At 59.5% G+C, this 15,337-nt stretch carries 11 protein-coding genes; all 11 read right to left on the bottom strand.

The window, feature by feature from the left end; translation table 11 throughout:
• Position 1 precedes the first annotated feature (1 nt).
• The gene (locus PMI35_RS22340) at positions 2 to 1,633 is read right to left on the bottom strand and encodes a CTP synthase (protein WP_008057332.1); all 1,632 of its coding nucleotides are present in this window, start codon (positions 1,631 to 1,633) and stop codon (positions 2 to 4) included.
• A 274-nt stretch (positions 1,634 to 1,907) separates the two neighbouring features.
• On the bottom strand, positions 1,908 to 3,233 hold the full coding sequence (gene tilS / locus PMI35_RS22345) for a tRNA lysidine(34) synthetase TilS (protein WP_008057329.1): 1,326 nt from the start codon (positions 3,231 to 3,233) through the stop codon (positions 1,908 to 1,910).
• 133 nt (positions 3,234 to 3,366) lie between these two features.
• Complete coding sequence (locus PMI35_RS22350; RefSeq protein WP_008057327.1) at positions 3,367 to 4,314, bottom strand: acetyl-CoA carboxylase carboxyltransferase subunit alpha; 948 nt, start codon at positions 4,312 to 4,314, stop codon at positions 3,367 to 3,369.
• A 140-nt stretch (positions 4,315 to 4,454) separates the two neighbouring features.
• Positions 4,455 to 7,976, bottom strand: a complete 3,522-nt coding sequence (gene dnaE, locus PMI35_RS22355) for a DNA polymerase III subunit alpha (RefSeq protein WP_008057325.1) — start codon at positions 7,974 to 7,976, stop codon at positions 4,455 to 4,457.
• 216 nt (positions 7,977 to 8,192) lie between these two features.
• Positions 8,193 to 8,819: a ribonuclease HII gene (rnhB, locus tag PMI35_RS22360; RefSeq protein ID WP_008057324.1), complete on the bottom strand. Its 627-nt coding sequence runs from the start codon at positions 8,817 to 8,819 to the stop codon at positions 8,193 to 8,195.
• A gap of 11 nt (positions 8,820 to 8,830) precedes the next feature.
• On the bottom strand, positions 8,831 to 9,961 hold the full coding sequence (lpxB, locus tag PMI35_RS22365) for a lipid-A-disaccharide synthase (protein ID WP_008057323.1): 1,131 nt from the start codon (positions 9,959 to 9,961) through the stop codon (positions 8,831 to 8,833).
• Between the two features lie 2 nt (positions 9,962 to 9,963).
• Positions 9,964 to 10,740, bottom strand: coding sequence for an acyl-ACP--UDP-N-acetylglucosamine O-acyltransferase (gene lpxA / locus PMI35_RS22370; RefSeq protein ID WP_008057322.1), 777 nt, complete (start codon positions 10,738 to 10,740; stop codon positions 9,964 to 9,966).
• A complete protein-coding gene (fabZ, locus tag PMI35_RS22375) occupies positions 10,737 to 11,177 on the bottom strand; it encodes a 3-hydroxyacyl-ACP dehydratase FabZ (protein WP_007940511.1) in 441 nt (146 codons plus the stop codon). The genes lpxA and fabZ overlap by 4 nt, the downstream gene beginning before the upstream one ends.
• 108 nt (positions 11,178 to 11,285) lie before the next feature.
• Entirely contained in the window at positions 11,286 to 12,341 is a 1,056-nt protein-coding gene (gene lpxD, locus PMI35_RS22380; RefSeq protein WP_008057320.1) for a UDP-3-O-(3-hydroxymyristoyl)glucosamine N-acyltransferase, read from the bottom strand.
• A 3-nt stretch (positions 12,342 to 12,344) separates the two neighbouring features.
• The gene (locus PMI35_RS22385; protein WP_008057318.1) at positions 12,345 to 12,848 is read right to left on the bottom strand and encodes an OmpH family outer membrane protein; all 504 of its coding nucleotides are present in this window, start codon (positions 12,846 to 12,848) and stop codon (positions 12,345 to 12,347) included.
• 45 nt (positions 12,849 to 12,893) lie between these two features.
• Positions 12,894 to 15,269, bottom strand: coding sequence for an outer membrane protein assembly factor BamA (gene bamA / locus PMI35_RS22390; protein WP_008057316.1), 2,376 nt, complete (start codon positions 15,267 to 15,269; stop codon positions 12,894 to 12,896).
• Positions 15,270 to 15,337: the final 68 nt, after the last annotated feature.

Here is a 15,337-nt window from a genome sequence, read left to right as displayed (position 1 = left end):
TTTACGCCTTCTTCTGGTGTTGAGCCAAAGCAGCTTTAACGAAACCGCTGAACAACGGGTGACCGTCGCGTGGTGTCGAAGTGAACTCCGGGTGGAACTGGCAAGCGACGAACCATGGGTGATCCGGGGCTTCCACCACTTCGACCAACGCGCCATCACCGGAACGACCGGAGATTTTCAGGCCGGCTTCGATGATCTGCGGCAGCAGGTTGTTGTTCACTTCGTAGCGATGACGGTGACGCTCGACGATCACGTCCTTGCCGTAGCAGCCGTGAACCAGGGAGCCCGGCTCCAGCAGGCAATCCTGTGCGCCCAGGCGCATGGTGCCACCCAGGTCGGACGCCTCGGTACGGGTTTCGACAGCACCGGTGGCGTCTTCCCACTCGGTGATCAGGCCCACGACCGGGTGACCGCTGGCACGATCGAACTCGGTGGAGTTGGCGTCTTTCCAGCCCAGCACGTTACGAGCGAACTCGATCACGGCCACTTGCATGCCCAGGCAGATGCCCAGGTAAGGAACCTTGTTTTCGCGAGCGTACTGGACGGCAGTGATCTTGCCTTCCACGCCACGCAGGCCGAAGCCACCAGGTACCAGGATCGCGTCGACGCCTTCGAGCAGCGCAGTGCCCTGGTTCTCGATGTCTTCGGAATCGATGTAGCGCAGGTTGACCTTGGTGCGGTTGCTGATACCGGCGTGGCTCATCGCTTCGATCAGCGACTTGTACGCGTCCAGCAGTTCCATGTACTTGCCGACCATGGCGATGGTGACTTCATGCTCAGGGTTGAGCTTGGCGTCGACCACGGCTTCCCATTCGGACAGGTCGGCACCGCCGCATTGCAGGCCGAAACGCTCGACGACGAAGTCGTCCAGACCCTGGGAGTGCAGGATGCCCGGGATCTTGTAGATGGTGTCGGCGTCTTCCAGCGCGATCACCGCACGTTCTTCAACGTTAGTGAACTGCGCGATCTTGCGACGCGACGACACATCGATCGGGTGATCGGAGCGGCACACCAGCACGTCTGGTTGCAGGCCGATGGAACGCAGTTCCTTCACCGAGTGCTGGGTTGGCTTGGTCTTGGTTTCGCCTGCAGTGGCGATGTACGGCACCAGCGTCAGATGCATCAGCATCGCGCGCTTGGCGCCGACTTCGAAACGCAGCTGGCGGATAGCCTCCAGGAACGGTTGGGATTCGATGTCACCCACGGTGCCACCGATCTCGACCATCGCCACGTCGGCATCGCCGGCGCCCTTGATGATGCGGCGCTTGATTTCGTCGGTGATGTGCGGAATCACCTGGATGGTTGCACCCAGGTAGTCACCACGGCGCTCTTTGCGCAGCACGTGCTCGTAGACACGGCCGGTGGTGAAGTTGTTGTTCTGGGTCATGGTCGTGCGGATGAACCGCTCGTAGTGACCCAGGTCCAGGTCGGTCTCGGCGCCGTCGTGGGTGACGAACACTTCACCGTGCTGGAACGGGCTCATGGTGCCCGGGTCGACGTTGATGTACGGGTCCAGCTTCAGCATGGTGACCTTAAGTCCCCGCGCCTCCAGGATGGCCGCCAATGATGCCGATGCAATGCCTTTCCCCAAAGAAGAAACAACACCGCCCGTGACGAATATGTAGCGCGTCATGAAAAACCCTAGAAGTCTGCGTTAAAGCGGTCCGAGCCGCCGGGGAAAGCGAAGGAAGGCCGAAGCCCCCGATCACCTGCATTAATCACAGTGCACCTTTCAAAAAAACCGCCGCGTTGGGACAGACCGGGAAATGAAACACCGGTTCGTTGCTCGCTACACATTTTTTGGAATCGCCCAGCAAAGACTGCTTGGTAATCGGCAACTCCTGCAATTCAGGCGAATCCACAGAAGTTGTATCAAGAAGGGAGCGTAGTCTACCGGAAAGCCCCTTTCAGCTCAAACCTTGATCTTCGCCTGGTGGTTGCCAATGTAAATGCCAGTCTCCCTGCGCACTGCCGTCCAACCCCGGCAGGTTCGCCACCGCCAGCAATTGCGCGCCCTTGAACAGCAGCGGCAATCTGCCGCGCACGAACAGCGGCACCGCGCTTTCATTGAGCAAACGCTTGAGGTCACGATGCCCGCGACCCGGTAAATCCATCACCTCGCCTCCCTCACGATAGCGGATCTGCAGCGTACCGGCGGGGATTTGCCCACTGAGCGTGAGCACGCCGTTGTCGGCCAACGTCAACGGTTGCGTGGGTTCAAGCCATGCTCCAGGCGCTGGTGCCGCACGCAGCCAGGCATCGGATAACCACCAGATACGCCCGCCCGCCCGATGCAGCTCGCCATCGGCCAAGCGCCAGATCGGCCGCGCGTCGCCGGTGGCATCGCGTAAATCGACCCAACCCGACCAATGGTCACTGTCCGGCAGTCGGGTCAGGGGTTCGAGCCAATGGCTGAGCGCATTGCGCTGGCGAGCGGCGGAGAGTTTTTCCAGGGGTGCCAGCACCAGCGATGGCAGGCCCAGCCAATCGAAATCACTTGGCGTGTTCGCCTGGCTCAAGTCGATTTGCGCAAGATCATCGAGCAATGCCTGCGCCTCACTGAGATGCGCAGCACTGCGGGCCATGGTCGCCAGCGCCTGTGGCCAACGCGCAGTCAATGCCGGGAACACCTGATGACGCAGGTAATTGCGTGAGAACTGCCGGTCCTGGTTGGAAGGATCCTCGATCCAGCTCAGCTTGTGTTCCGATGCATAGGCCTCAAGCTCGGCGCGCGTAACATCGAGCATGGGTCGTAGCAGATGCCCTTTACCCAGCGGGCGCTGGCGTGGCATCCCTGACAGCCCCCTTACGCCGGCCCCACGCAACAGACGAAACAGCAAGGTTTCCGCCTGATCGTCACGGTGTTGGGCCGTCAGCAGCACTTCTTTGTCTTGAATGGCCTCACAGAACGCCGCATAACGCGCATCACGGGCGGCTCGCTCAAGGCTGGCGCCGGGTTGCACCCGGACGCGAATGACCTGTAACGGCACTCCCAGCGACTCGCACATCGCCCGACAATGCTCCGGCCACGCGTCGGCCACAGCCTGGAGGCCGTGATGGACATGGATGGCGCTCAGCGCTGGCAGGGATTCGGTTTTGGCGAGGTGTGCGAGAAGGTGCAGGAGGACGGTGGAGTCGAGGCCACCGGAGAAGGCGATGTGCCAGGTTGCGGCGTTGCGCCAGGGCGCAAGATTCAGCAGAAGCCTGGCTGACAGAATGTTGGAATTGCTCATATCCGTCGCCTCGCGCAAATCAAATGTGGGAGCGAGCCTGCTCGCGATAGCGATTCAACAGCCAACATATTTGCTGAATGTTAAACCCTCATCGCGAGCAGGCTCGCTCCCACATGGGTACTGCGTGATCGTCTTAGAGACCGTAGCTCATCAGACGCTCGTAACGACGGTCCAGCAGCGCCTTGTGGTCGAGCTTCTTGAGCATCGCCAGTTGCGTGCTCAGTTCGGCACGGATCGAGGCAGCCGCAGCCGCCGGATCACGGTGCGCGCCACCCAGGGGCTCGCCGATCACTTTATCCACGATGCCCAGGCCTTTGAGGCGCTCGGCGGTGATGCCCATGGCTTCAGCGGCGTCCGGGGCTTTCTCGGCGGTTTTCCACAGGATCGATGCGCAACCTTCCGGCGAGATCACCGCGTAGGTCGAGTACTGCAGCATGTTCAGCTGATCGCAAACACCGATCGCCAGCGCACCACCGGAACCACCTTCACCGATCACGGTGGCGATGATTGGGGTTTTCAGGCGAGCCATCACGCGCAGGTTCCAGGCAATCGCTTCGCTCTGGTTGCGCTCTTCCGCGTCGATGCCCGGGTAGGCGCCCGGGGTGTCGATGAAGGTCAGGATCGGCATCTTGAAACGTTCGGCCATTTCCATCAGGCGGCAGGCCTTGCGGTAGCCTTCCGGACGCGGCATGCCGAAGTTGCGGCGAACTTTTTCGCGTACTTCACGGCCTTTCTGGTGACCGATCACCATCACAGGCTGGTCCTCCAGACGGGCAATACCACCGACGATGGCGGCGTCGTCGGAGAAGTGACGGTCGCCGTGCAGCTCATCGAACTCGGTGAAGATGTGTTCGATGTAGTCCAAGGTATATGGACGCTTCGGGTGACGCGCCAGACGCGCGATCTGCCAGCTGGTCAGCTTGCCGAAGATGTCTTCGGTCAACGTGCTGCTCTTGTCCTGCAGGCGGGAGATCTCATCGCCGATATTCAGCGAATTGTCATTACCGACCAAGCGCAACTCTTCGATCTTGGCTTGCAGGTCGGCGATCGGCTGTTCGAAATCCAGAAAATTCGGGTTCATAGGCGTCCGTCTTGGGTCGGCGTCCAAGGGAGCTTGGGCCGGCCGGTTGTCTATTCGCGCCCTACCATAAGGGACAGGCGCGTTAAGGTCGAGATTAAAAATTCTGCTCAAGCCCAGGGTTGCGTAATGTCACCCTGACCTTAACGGTATTGGAGGAAGACGTTGTCTCGCCCGAACTGGTCACGCAGGGCTTGAATCAACGCATCCGCCGGGTCGATTCGCCAGCCTTCGCCGAACTGCAGCAAGGCTTTCGCATCGGGACTGGTGTAGTCCATGGTGATCGGGCACGCACCTCGGTGACGCTTCAACAGTTCACCCAGCCAGCGTAGCTGATCGCCCTTGAGATCCTTGGCATGCAGCTTCAGGCGCAGGCTTTCGGCCAGGTTGGTGCGCGCATCTTCCATGCTCATCACCCGCTTGACCCGCAACCGCAGGCCGCCGGAGAAGTCGTCGTTGCTGACTTCGCCCTCGACCACCACCATCGCATCGGTCTGCAACAGCGATTGCGCGGAATGGAACGCATCGGCGAACAGCGACGCTTCGATCCGCCCCGAACGGTCGTCGAGGGTGATGAAGCCCATCTTGTCGCCCTTTTTGTTCTTCATCACCCGCAGGGCGATGATCATGCCAGCAACGGTCTGGGTGTCGCGCGCCGGCTTCAGGTCGATGATGCGCTGACGGGCGAAACGGCGGATTTCGCCTTCGTATTCGTCGATCGGGTGACCGGTCAGGTACAGGCCGAGGGTGTCTTTCTCGCCCTTGAGTCGTTCCTTGAGGGTCAGCTCCTTGGCCTTGCGATGATTGGCGTAGACGTCGGCGTCTTCTTCCACGAACAGCCCGCCAAACAGGTCGGCATGGCCGCTGTCATGGGTGCGGGCGGTTTGCTCGGCGGCCTTGATCGCCTCTTCCATTGCGGTCAGCAATACCGCGCGGTTACGGTCGATATTGGCCTGGTAGGCTTTGGCTTCGTCATGGAAATACGGCCCCAGGCGATCCAGTGCACCGCTGCGGATCAAACCGTCGAGGGTGCGCTTGTTGATGCGCTTGAGATCGACCCGGGCGCAAAAATCGAACAGGTCCTTGAACGGGCCGTCCTGGCGTGCCTCGGTGATCGCCTCCACCGGCCCCTCGCCCACACCCTTGATCGCGCCCAGGCCGTAGATGATCCGGCCTTCGTCGTTCACCGTGAACTTGAACTCGGAAGTGTTCACGTCCGGCGCGTCGAGACGCAGCTTCATCGTGCGCACTTCTTCGATCAAGGTCACGACCTTGTCGGTGTTGTGCATGTCCGCCGAGAGTACCGCGGCCATGAACGGCGCCGGGTAATGCGCTTTCAGCCACGCGGTCTGGTACGACACCAGGCCATAGGCCGCGGAGTGGGATTTGTTGAAGCCATAACCGGCGAATTTTTCCACCAGGTCGAAAATGTTACCTGCAAGGTCGGCATCGATGTTGTTGGTCGCGCAACCCTCAATGAAACCGCCGCGCTGCTTGGCCATTTCCTCGGGCTTTTTCTTACCCATCGCCCGACGCAGCATGTCCGCACCGCCGAGGGTGTAGCCAGCCATGACCTGGGCAATCTGCATCACCTGTTCCTGATACAGGATGATGCCGTAGGTCGGGGCCAATACCGGCTTGAGGCCTTCGTACTGGTAGTCCGAGTGCGGGTACGCCAGCTCGGCGCGACCGTGCTTACGGTTGATGAAGTCGTCCACCATGCCCGATTGCAGCGGGCCCGGACGGAACAGAGCCACCAGTGCGATCAAGTCTTCCAGGCAGTCGGGCTTGAGCTTTTTGATCAGCTCCTTCATGCCGCGCGATTCAAGCTGGAACACCGCGGTGGTTTCGGCTTTCTGCAGCAGGCTATAAGTCGGTTTGTCATCCAGGGGGATGAACGCGATGTCCAGCGGCGGTTCGTTGACCTTGGCGCGGTCGCGGTTGATGGTTTTCAGCGCCCAGTCGATGATCGTAAGGGTCCGCAGGCCGAGGAAGTCGAACTTCACCAGGCCGGCCGCCTCAACGTCGTCCTTGTCGAACTGGGTTACCAGGCCATCGCCGGCTTCGTCACAATAAATCGGCGAGAAGTCGGTGAGCTTGGTCGGCGCGATCACCACGCCACCGGCGTGCTTGCCGACGTTACGCACAACGCCCTCAAGCTTGCGGGCCATCTCCCAGATTTCCGCCGCTTCTTCATCGACCTTGATGAAGTCACGCAGGATTTCTTCCTGTTCGTAGGCCTTTTCCAGGGTCATGCCGACTTCGAACGGGATCATCTTCGACAGACGATCCGCCAGGCCGTAGGACTTGCCCTGCACCCGCGCCACGTCGCGCACCACCGCCTTTGCCGCCATGGAACCAAAGGTGATGATCTGGCTTACCGCGTTGCGGCCGTATTTTTCGGCCACGTAGTCGATCACCCGATCACGACCGTCCATGCAGAAGTCGACGTCGAAGTCGGGCATGGAGACCCGTTCCGGGTTAAGGAAACGTTCGAACAGCAGGTCATATTCCAGCGGGTCGAGGTCGGTGATCTTCTGCACGTAGGCCACCAGCGATCCGGCACCCGACCCTCGGCCAGGACCGACCGGCACGCCGTTGTTCTTGGCCCACTGGATAAAGTCCATCACGATCAGGAAGTAACCCGGGAAGCCCATCTGGATGATGATATCCAGCTCGAAATTCAGCCGGTCGACATAGACCTGGCGCTTGGCTTCATAGTCTTCGGTGGTGTCCTTGGGCAGCAGGACGGAGAGCCGCTCTTCCAGACCATCGAAGGACACCTTGCGGAAGTACTCGTCGATGGTCATGCCATCTGGGATCGGGAAGTTGGGCAGGAAGTGCGTGCCCAGCTTGACTTCGATGTTGCAGCGCTTGGCGATCTCGACGGTGTTTTCCAGCGCCTCGGGAATGTCGCTGAACAGCTCGGCCATTTCCTCGGCACTTTTGAGGTACTGCTGATCGCTGTAGTTCTTCGAACGACGCGGGTCGTCGAGGGCCCGGCCCTCGCCGATGCACACGCGGGTTTCGTGGGCGGCGAAATCTTCCTGCTTGATGAAGCGCACATCGTTGGTCGCAACCAGCGGTGCGCCGATTTTCTCGGCCAGTGCCACGGCACCGTGCAGTTGTTCTTCATCGTTGGGGCGGTTGGTGCGCTGGATTTCCAGATAGAAGCGATCCGGAAACACGGCCATCCATTCACGCGCCAGGTTTTCCGCTTCATCCGGGTTGCCGCTGAGCATGGCCTGGCCGATTTCACCCTCTTTGGCCGCCGACAGCATGATCAAGCCGTCGCTGGCTTCGGCCACCCACTCGCGCTCGATGATGATCGAGCCATTGCGCTGACCGTCGATAAAACCGCGAGAGATCAATTCGGTGAGATTGCGATAACCCGCGGCATTCATTACCAGCAGGCTGATCCGGCTCAGGGGGTTGTCCGGATCCTTGTTCGACAGCCACAGGTCGGCGCCGCAGATCGGCTTGATCCCGGCACCCATGGCGTTTTTATAGAATTTGACCAGGGAACACATGTTGTTCTGGTCAGTGACCGCTACGGCAGGCATGTTCATGCCGACCAGGGTCTTGACCAGCGGCTTGATCCGCACCAGACCGTCGACCAGGGAGTATTCAGTGTGCAGGCGCAGGTGAACGAATGAAGCCGGCATAGTGATCCTGTCTAAAACGTGAAAACAACAATGCCCGGAAATCCGGCGTTTAAAGCTACTGCGCTTGGTAATACTGCGTTGAACGGCAACTCGAAATGCTCATTGACTAAAGTCAACTCCGCTTTCTCGCTACCGTTCGCCTTGTCTTACCTGCGCTCGTGACGCTTTAAGACGCCGGATTGTACCGGGCCTTGGTAGAAAAAATCAGCCTTGCGACTAACTCTCGATCAGGCTTTCCCGTGCTTCATAAGCGAGGCGTACCGGGGCAAACGAACGTCGATGAATCGGCGTTGGCCCAAGGCGGGCGAGCGCTTCCAGATGAACGGGCGTCGGGTAGCCTTTGTGTCCGCCGATGCCGTAACCGGGGTAGATCAATTCGAAAGCAGCCATTTCACGGTCACGACTGACCTTGGCCAGGATCGATGCCGCGGCGATGGCTGGCACCTTGCTATCACCCTTTACCACCGCTTCGGAGCGCATCGGCAATTTCGGGCAACGGTTGCCGTCAATCATCGCCAGTTTCGGCTGGACGTGCAGCCCGGCAACCGCGCGCTGCATGGCCAGCATGGTGGCGTGGAGGATGTTCAGCTCGTCGATTTCTTCGACTTCCGCGCGGGCAATGCACCAGCTCAGGGCTTTTTCGCAGATTTCGTCGTAGAGCTTTTCGCGGCGGGCCTCGGTGAGTTTCTTCGAGTCGTTCAGGCCGAGGATCGGACGATTCGGATCCAGGATCACCGCCGCCGTGACCACCGCGCCACAGAGCGGTCCTCGTCCGACTTCATCGACTCCGGCTACCAATTCTTCAACCTCCGCGACCAAGGTGAAATCCAGCCCCATCTGCATGCTTTTTTTACTCATTTTACCGGGTCGATCAAGTTCAGCACTGCGTCCGCAGCCTGATTGGAGGCATCCAGACGAAGGGTCCGGTGAATTTCATCAAAACCGCGGGTCTGCTCTTCACCACCCTCGATCAGCGGCGACAGGGTCTGGGCCAGCGCTTCGACCGTGGCATCGTCCTGCAACAACTCGGGCACCAACAGACGCTGGGCCAGCAGGTTCGGCAAGGACACGTAGGGGCTTTTCACCATGCGCTTGAGAATCCAGAACGTCAGCGGTGCCAGGCGATAGGCAACCACCATCGGCCGCTTGTACAACAAGGCTTCAAGCGTTGCTGTACCGGAGGCAATCAGCACGGCGTTGCAGGCCGCCAACGCCAGGTGGGACTTGCCGTCGAGCAAGGTCAGCGGCAAATCGCGACCGGCCAACAGCTCTTCCAGCTGCGCCCTGCGTTGCGGGTTGGCACAAGGCACTACAAACCGCACACCGGGGCGCATTGCCCGCAGGCGCTGGGCCGTATCGAGAAACAAGGCACCGAGACGGCCGACTTCGCCGCCACGACTGCCGGGCATCAGCGCAACCAACGGCCCGTCAGGCAATCCCAGTTCGGCCCGCGCAGCAGCACGGTCTGCTTCCAGCGGAATGGCATCGGCCAAGGTATGCCCGACAAACCGCACCGGCACGCCTTTTTCTTCGTAGAATTTCGCTTCGAACGGGAACAGCGTGAGCATCAGGTCGCAACCTTCGCGAATCTTCAGCACGCGCTTCTGCCGCCACGCCCAGACCGACGGGCTGACGTAATGCACGGTCTTGATCCCGGCCTGACGCAGCTTGAGTTCGATATTGAGGTTGAAGTCCGGGGCGTCGATACCGATGAATACGTCCGGCTTCGCGGCGATCAGGTCGGCCACCAGCTTTTTGCGGCGCGCCAGCAATTCTCGCAAGCGGCCCAGCACTTCCACCAGGCCCATGACCGACAGGCGTTCCATGGGGAAATAGGACGTCAGGCCCTCGGCCTGCATCAATGGGCCGCCAACGCCGATGAACTCGACCGCCGGATGGCGCGCCTTGAGCGCACGCATCAGACCCGCGCCCAGAATGTCGCCGGAAGCCTCGCCCGCCACCAGCGCAATACGCAGACTGGCCATGATTAGCGGGTGATGCCGCGGGTCGAGGACTGTATGGAATCGCGGAACACCGCCACTTCCGGGAACTGGGCAGAGGATTCGGCCAATTCGGCGAGCGCCTGCTCAACCGTCAGCCCCTGGCGATACACCACCTTGTAGGCACGACGCAGGGCGTGGATCGCGTCTTCGCTGAAACCGCGACGGCGCATGCCTTCGAAGTTCATGCTGCGGGCTTCGGCCGGATTGCCGAATACCGTGACATAGGCCGGGACGTCCTTGCCAATGGCGGTACCCATGCCAGAAAAGCTGTGGGCGCCGATGTGGCAATACTGGTGAACCAGGGTGAAACCGGACAGGATCGCCCAGTCTTCCACATGCACATGGCCGGCCAGCGCCGTGTTGTTGACCAGGATGCAGTGGTTGCCGATGACACTGTCGTGACCGATGTGGGCGTAGGCCATGATCAAGTTGTGATCGCCCAGGGTCGTTTCCGAACGATCCTGAATGGTCCCACGATGAATCGTCACGCCTTCGCGGATGACGTTGTGGTCACCGATCACCAGGCGGGTTTCCTCGCCTTTGTATTTCAGATCGGGCGTGTCCTCACCTACCGAGGAAAACTGGTAGATACGGTTGTGCTTCCCGATTCGGGTCGGGCCTTTGAGAATAACGTGCGGCCCGATTACCGTGCCCTCGCCGATTTCCACACCTGCGCCGACGATCGACCACGGGCCGACCTCGACACCGTCAGCCAGGACGGCTTTCGGATCGATGATTGCGCGAGGGTCGATCAAACTCATAGTTTGCGTTCCGCGCAGATGATTTCAGCAGAGCAGACCGGCTTGCCATCGACCGAAGCCTGGCACTCGAACTTCCAGATCTGACGCTTGCAGCTGATGAACTTGGCTTCAAGGATCAACTGATCGCCCGGCAGTACAGGCTGGCGGAAGCGCAGCTTGTCGGAGCCGACGAAGTAATAAAGGGTGCCATCGGCCGGTTTCACGTCGAGCATTTTGAAACCAAGGATCCCGGCAGCCTGAGCCATCGCTTCGATGATCAGTACGCCCGGCATGATTGGATGCGCAGGAAAGTGACCATTGAAGAACGGTTCGTTGATGCTGACATTCTTGTAGGCGCGAATGCGCTTGCCTTCCACGTCCAGATCCACGACCCGGTCCACCAGCAGGAACGGGTAACGGTGAGGCAGGTATTCGCGAATCTCGTTGATGTCCATCATTTCGGGGGGAAGCCTATGTAAAGATTGGGAGCGCGCGACTGACGCACACTCCGCTAGCAAATCAAGGACGCAGTCTAGCGGCTGTGCACACTTGATATGGAAATGGTATCAGCCATCTGATGAAGCATTACCGCCAGGGGTCACTTCCCCTGCTTGCTTTTCCAGCTGTCGCAGACGCCGCGCGATGTCATCGAGCTGACGAATACGTGCCGCGCTTTTGCGCCATTCGGCGGCTGGCTGCATCGCCGTACCGGAGGAATAGGCACCCGGCTCGGTGATCGAGTGGGTCACCATGGTCATCCCGGTGATGAAAACGTTGTCGCAAATATCGATATGCCCCACCAGCCCTACGCCACCGGCGAGCATGCAGTGCTTGCCGATCTTGGTGCTGCCGGAGATACCCACGCACGCCGCCATGGCGGTGTGATCACCTACCTGGACGTTGTGGGCGATCTGAATCTGGTTGTCGAGCTTCACGCCATTACCAATGATGGTATCGGCCAGCGCACCGCGGTCGATGGCGGTGTTCACGCCAATTTCCACATCGTCGCCCACCAGCACGCCACCGATCTGGGCGATTTTTTGCCAGATGCCTTTCTCGTTGGCAAAGCCAAAACCTTCACCACCAAGTACCGCACCGGACTGAATCACCACCCGCTTGCCGACGCGCACGTCGTGATACAGCGTGACGCGCGGGGCCAGCCAGCCACCCTCGCCAACGACGCTACGGGCACCGATGAAGCAATGCGCACCCACGGTCGTACCGGCAGCAATATGCGCCCCGCTTTCGATGACCGCAAATGCACCTATACTCGCTGCCGGGTCGACTACCGCATCCGCTGCAATCACAGCCGTCGGGTGCACACCGGCTACCGCCTTGGGCTTGGGATCGAACAGGTGGGAAATACGCGCGTACGCTGCATAAGGATCAGGCACCACCAACGCATCGCCAGCAAAACCTTCGGCGTCAGCGGCCTTGAGCAACAGCCCTGCCGCCTGGCTGCCTGCCAGGTACTTGCGGTATTGGGGGTTTGCGAGAAAGCTCAACTGAGTTGGGCCAGCCTCCTGCAAGGTGGCTAGCCCAGTAATTGCTTTCTCTGGGTCGCCACGTAGCGTGGCGCCGAGGAACTCGGCCAGCTGGCCGAGCTTAATGGTCACGGTCATGGATTACTTCAGCTGATTCATGCGCTCGATAACCTGGCGCGTGATGTCGTACTGAGGCTTGACATCAATCACTGCACCACGCTCGAAGACCAGGTCAAAAGCACCTTTCTTGATGACTTCTTCCACAGCGCTGTCCAGTTTCGGCTTGAGCTGCTTCAGCATTTCACGGTCGGCAACGGCTTTGGCTTCGTTCAGCTCCTTGGACTGGAACTGGAAGTCACGCGCCTTTTGCTTGAACTCAAGCTCCAGACGCTCACGCTCGCCTTGCTGCATTTTGTCGCCACCGGCCATCAGGCGATCCTGGATGCCCTTGGCGCTGCTTTCCAGGGTCTTGAGCTTGCTCAGCTGAGGACCGAATTTCTTCTCGGCATCCACGGCGTATTTCTTGGCCGCATCGGATTCCAGCAGGGCCATCTGATAGTTCAGAACGGCGATTTTCATGTCGGCAAATGCCGGACCTGCAACCAGTACGGAAGCCAGGAGAACCAATTGAGTCAACTTACGCACGATGCACTCCTACAAAATCCATTGTCGTTATCTTGGGGCAGACGCTTAGAACGTCTGACCGAGGGAGAATTGGAACACTTGAGTTTCAGCGTCATCCGGTTTCTTGACTGGCATGGCCAACGCAAAACTCAGAGGACCCAGTGCGGTGACCCAGGTCACACCCACACCGACGGAACTGGCCATATTGCTCAGACTGATGTCGTTGCACTTGGTGTTGGACTTCGTGCCATCGGCGTTCACAGTATCAGAGCACGATGAGTCGAATACGTTACCCACATCCCAGAATACCGAAGTGCGCAGGGAACGCTGATCCTTGACGAACGGCAGCGGGAACAGAACTTCCACACCACCCTGGATCAGCACGTTACCACCGAACGGCAGCGGATCCTGGTCCGGGTCGAGCGCAGTGCCAGGGTTCTTGCCGGTACTTGGCGTACTGCGAGGACCCAAAGTGCTGTCCTTGAAGCCACGAACCGAGTTGAAACCACCAGCATAGTAGTTTTCATAGAATGGCAAGCCATCGGTCGAACCGTAACCATCGCCATAACCCAGTTCGGTATGCAGGCGCATGGTGTAGTTGTCGCTCAGCGGCTGGAACAACTGGCCACGGTAGTCGAGCTTGAAGAACGACAGGTCGCTGCCCGGCGTGGTGGTTTCCAGCACGAGGCTCTGGGAATGGCCACGGGTCGCCAGTACGCCTTTGTTCAAGGTCGACTCGGACCAACCGGCCGACGCCTTGAAGTTGAGGTACTTGTCGCCTTCCTTGTTAACGAAGTCGAAGATCTCGTCAACGGTATACACACCGGTCTTGATCTCGTCCTGCTGGGCCGTCAGGCCGAAGGTCAGGCGCGAAGTCTCGCTGATCGGGTAGCCGACGCTCACGCCTGCACCCAGGCTATCCACGGCATAGCTGGCCACGTCGACGTCGAGATCGTCGTAGTCAGTTGTACGATAGAAGGCGTTGTAACCCAGGCTCACGCCATCGGCAGTCCAGTAGGGGTCGACATAACCGAAGTTGTAGCGGCTCTGGTATTCACTGCGGGTCAAGCCGAGGCTGACCTTGTTACCGGTACCCAGGAAGTTGTTCTGGGTGATCGAACCACCGAGGATCAGGCCCGCGCTCTGGGCGAAACCGACGCTGGCGGTAATCGAACCGGACGCCTGTTCTTCAACGCTGTAGTTGACGTCCACCTGGTCATCGACACCCGGTACAGCCGGGGTTTCAACGTTGACTTCCTTGAAGAAACCCAGGCGCTCCAGACGGGTCTTGGACTGGTCGATCAGGTAAGTCGACGCCCAGCCACCTTCCATCTGGCGCATTTCACGGCGCAGCACTTCGTCTTCCGACTTGGTGTTGCCACGGAAGTTGATGCGGTTCACGTAGGCGCGCTTGCCTGGATCGACAGCGAAAGTGATGTCTACCGTGTGGTCGTCATCGTGGGGCTGAGGTACGCCGTTGACGTTGGCGAAGGTGTAACCCTCGTTACCCAGGCGACGGGTGATCAGCTCGGAGGTGGTGGTCATCAGCTTGCGCGAGAACACCTGGCCTTTCTGCACCAGCAGCAGGGACTTGACCTGGTCTTCAGGGACTTTCAGGTCACCGCTCAGCTTCACGTCACGAACGGTGTACTTGTCACCTTCGTTGATGTTGACGGTGATGTAGACGTGCTTCTTGTCCGGGGTGATGGACACCTGGGTCGAAGCGATGTCCATGTTGATGTAGCCGCGGTCCAGGTAGTAGGAACGCAGGCGCTCCAGGTCACCGGAGAGTTTTTCACGGGCGTACTTGTCATCGTTCTTGAAGAACGACAGCCAGTTGGTGGTCTTGAGTTCGAACAGGTCGATCAGGTCCTCGTCAGGGAAGACCGTGTTGCCTACCACGTTGATGTGTTGGATAGCCGCAACGGTGCCTTCGTTGATGTTGACCTTCAGGCCAACGCGGTTGCGCGGCTGCGGCACCACCTCGGTGTCGACGGTAGCCGAATAGCGGCCCTGGGCGACGTACTGGCGCTGCAGTTCATTACGTACACCTTCGAGGGTGGCGCGCTGGAAGATCTCGCCTTCGGCCAGGCCGGATTGCTTGAGGCCCTTCATCAGGTCTTCAGTGGAGATCGCCTTGTTGCCTTCGATCTCGATACTGGCAACCGACGGACGTTCGACTACCGTAATGACCAGGACGTTGCCATCGCGGCCCAGCTGGATATCTTGAAAGAACCCGGTTTTGAACAGCGCACGAGTGGATTCCACCAGGCGTCGATCATCCGCCTGTTCACCGACGTTCAACGGCAAAGCACCAAAGACGCTACCCGCGGAGACCCGCTGGAGGCCATTGACGCGAATATCAGAGATAGTGAAGGACTCGGCGTGAACTTCGGCGATCATCAATACGGTGAGAACCGCAGTTAGCAGCAGACGTTTCATGAAGTCCTTTCTTATTCCAACTGGCAATAAACAAACTGCCGCAAAATGCGGCAGGTTCGCAATTCAGC

The organism is Pseudomonas sp. GM78 (assembly GCF_000282475.1).
Classification (GTDB): Bacteria; Pseudomonadota; Gammaproteobacteria; order Pseudomonadales; family Pseudomonadaceae; genus Aquipseudomonas.
This window is presented reverse-complemented; position numbering and strand designations above follow the sequence as displayed.

Bases quoted from the DNA above. Each gene is read 5' to 3' on its own strand.
- PMI35_RS22340 (WP_008057332.1), bottom strand. From the start codon at position 1,633: ATGACGCGCTACATATTCGTCACGGGCGGTGTTGTTTCTTCTTTGGGG.
- tilS (WP_008057329.1), bottom strand. From the start codon at position 3,233: ATGAGCAATTCCAACATTCTGTCAGCCAGGCTTCTGCTGAATCTTGCG.
- PMI35_RS22350 (WP_008057327.1), bottom strand. From the start codon at position 4,314: ATGAACCCGAATTTTCTGGATTTCGAACAGCCGATCGCCGACCTGCAA.
- dnaE (WP_008057325.1), bottom strand. From the start codon at position 7,976: ATGCCGGCTTCATTCGTTCACCTGCGCCTGCACACTGAATACTCCCTG.
- rnhB (WP_008057324.1), bottom strand. From the start codon at position 8,819: ATGCAGATGGGGCTGGATTTCACCTTGGTCGCGGAGGTTGAAGAATTG.
- lpxB (WP_008057323.1), bottom strand. From the start codon at position 9,961: ATGGCCAGTCTGCGTATTGCGCTGGTGGCGGGCGAGGCTTCCGGCGAC.
- lpxA (WP_008057322.1), bottom strand. From the start codon at position 10,740: ATGAGTTTGATCGACCCTCGCGCAATCATCGATCCGAAAGCCGTCCTG.
- fabZ (WP_007940511.1), bottom strand. From the start codon at position 11,177: ATGATGGACATCAACGAGATTCGCGAATACCTGCCTCACCGTTACCCG.
- lpxD (WP_008057320.1), bottom strand. From the start codon at position 12,341: ATGACCGTGACCATTAAGCTCGGCCAGCTGGCCGAGTTCCTCGGCGCC.
- bamA (WP_008057316.1), bottom strand. From the start codon at position 15,269: ATGAAACGTCTGCTGCTAACTGCGGTTCTCACCGTATTGATGATCGCC.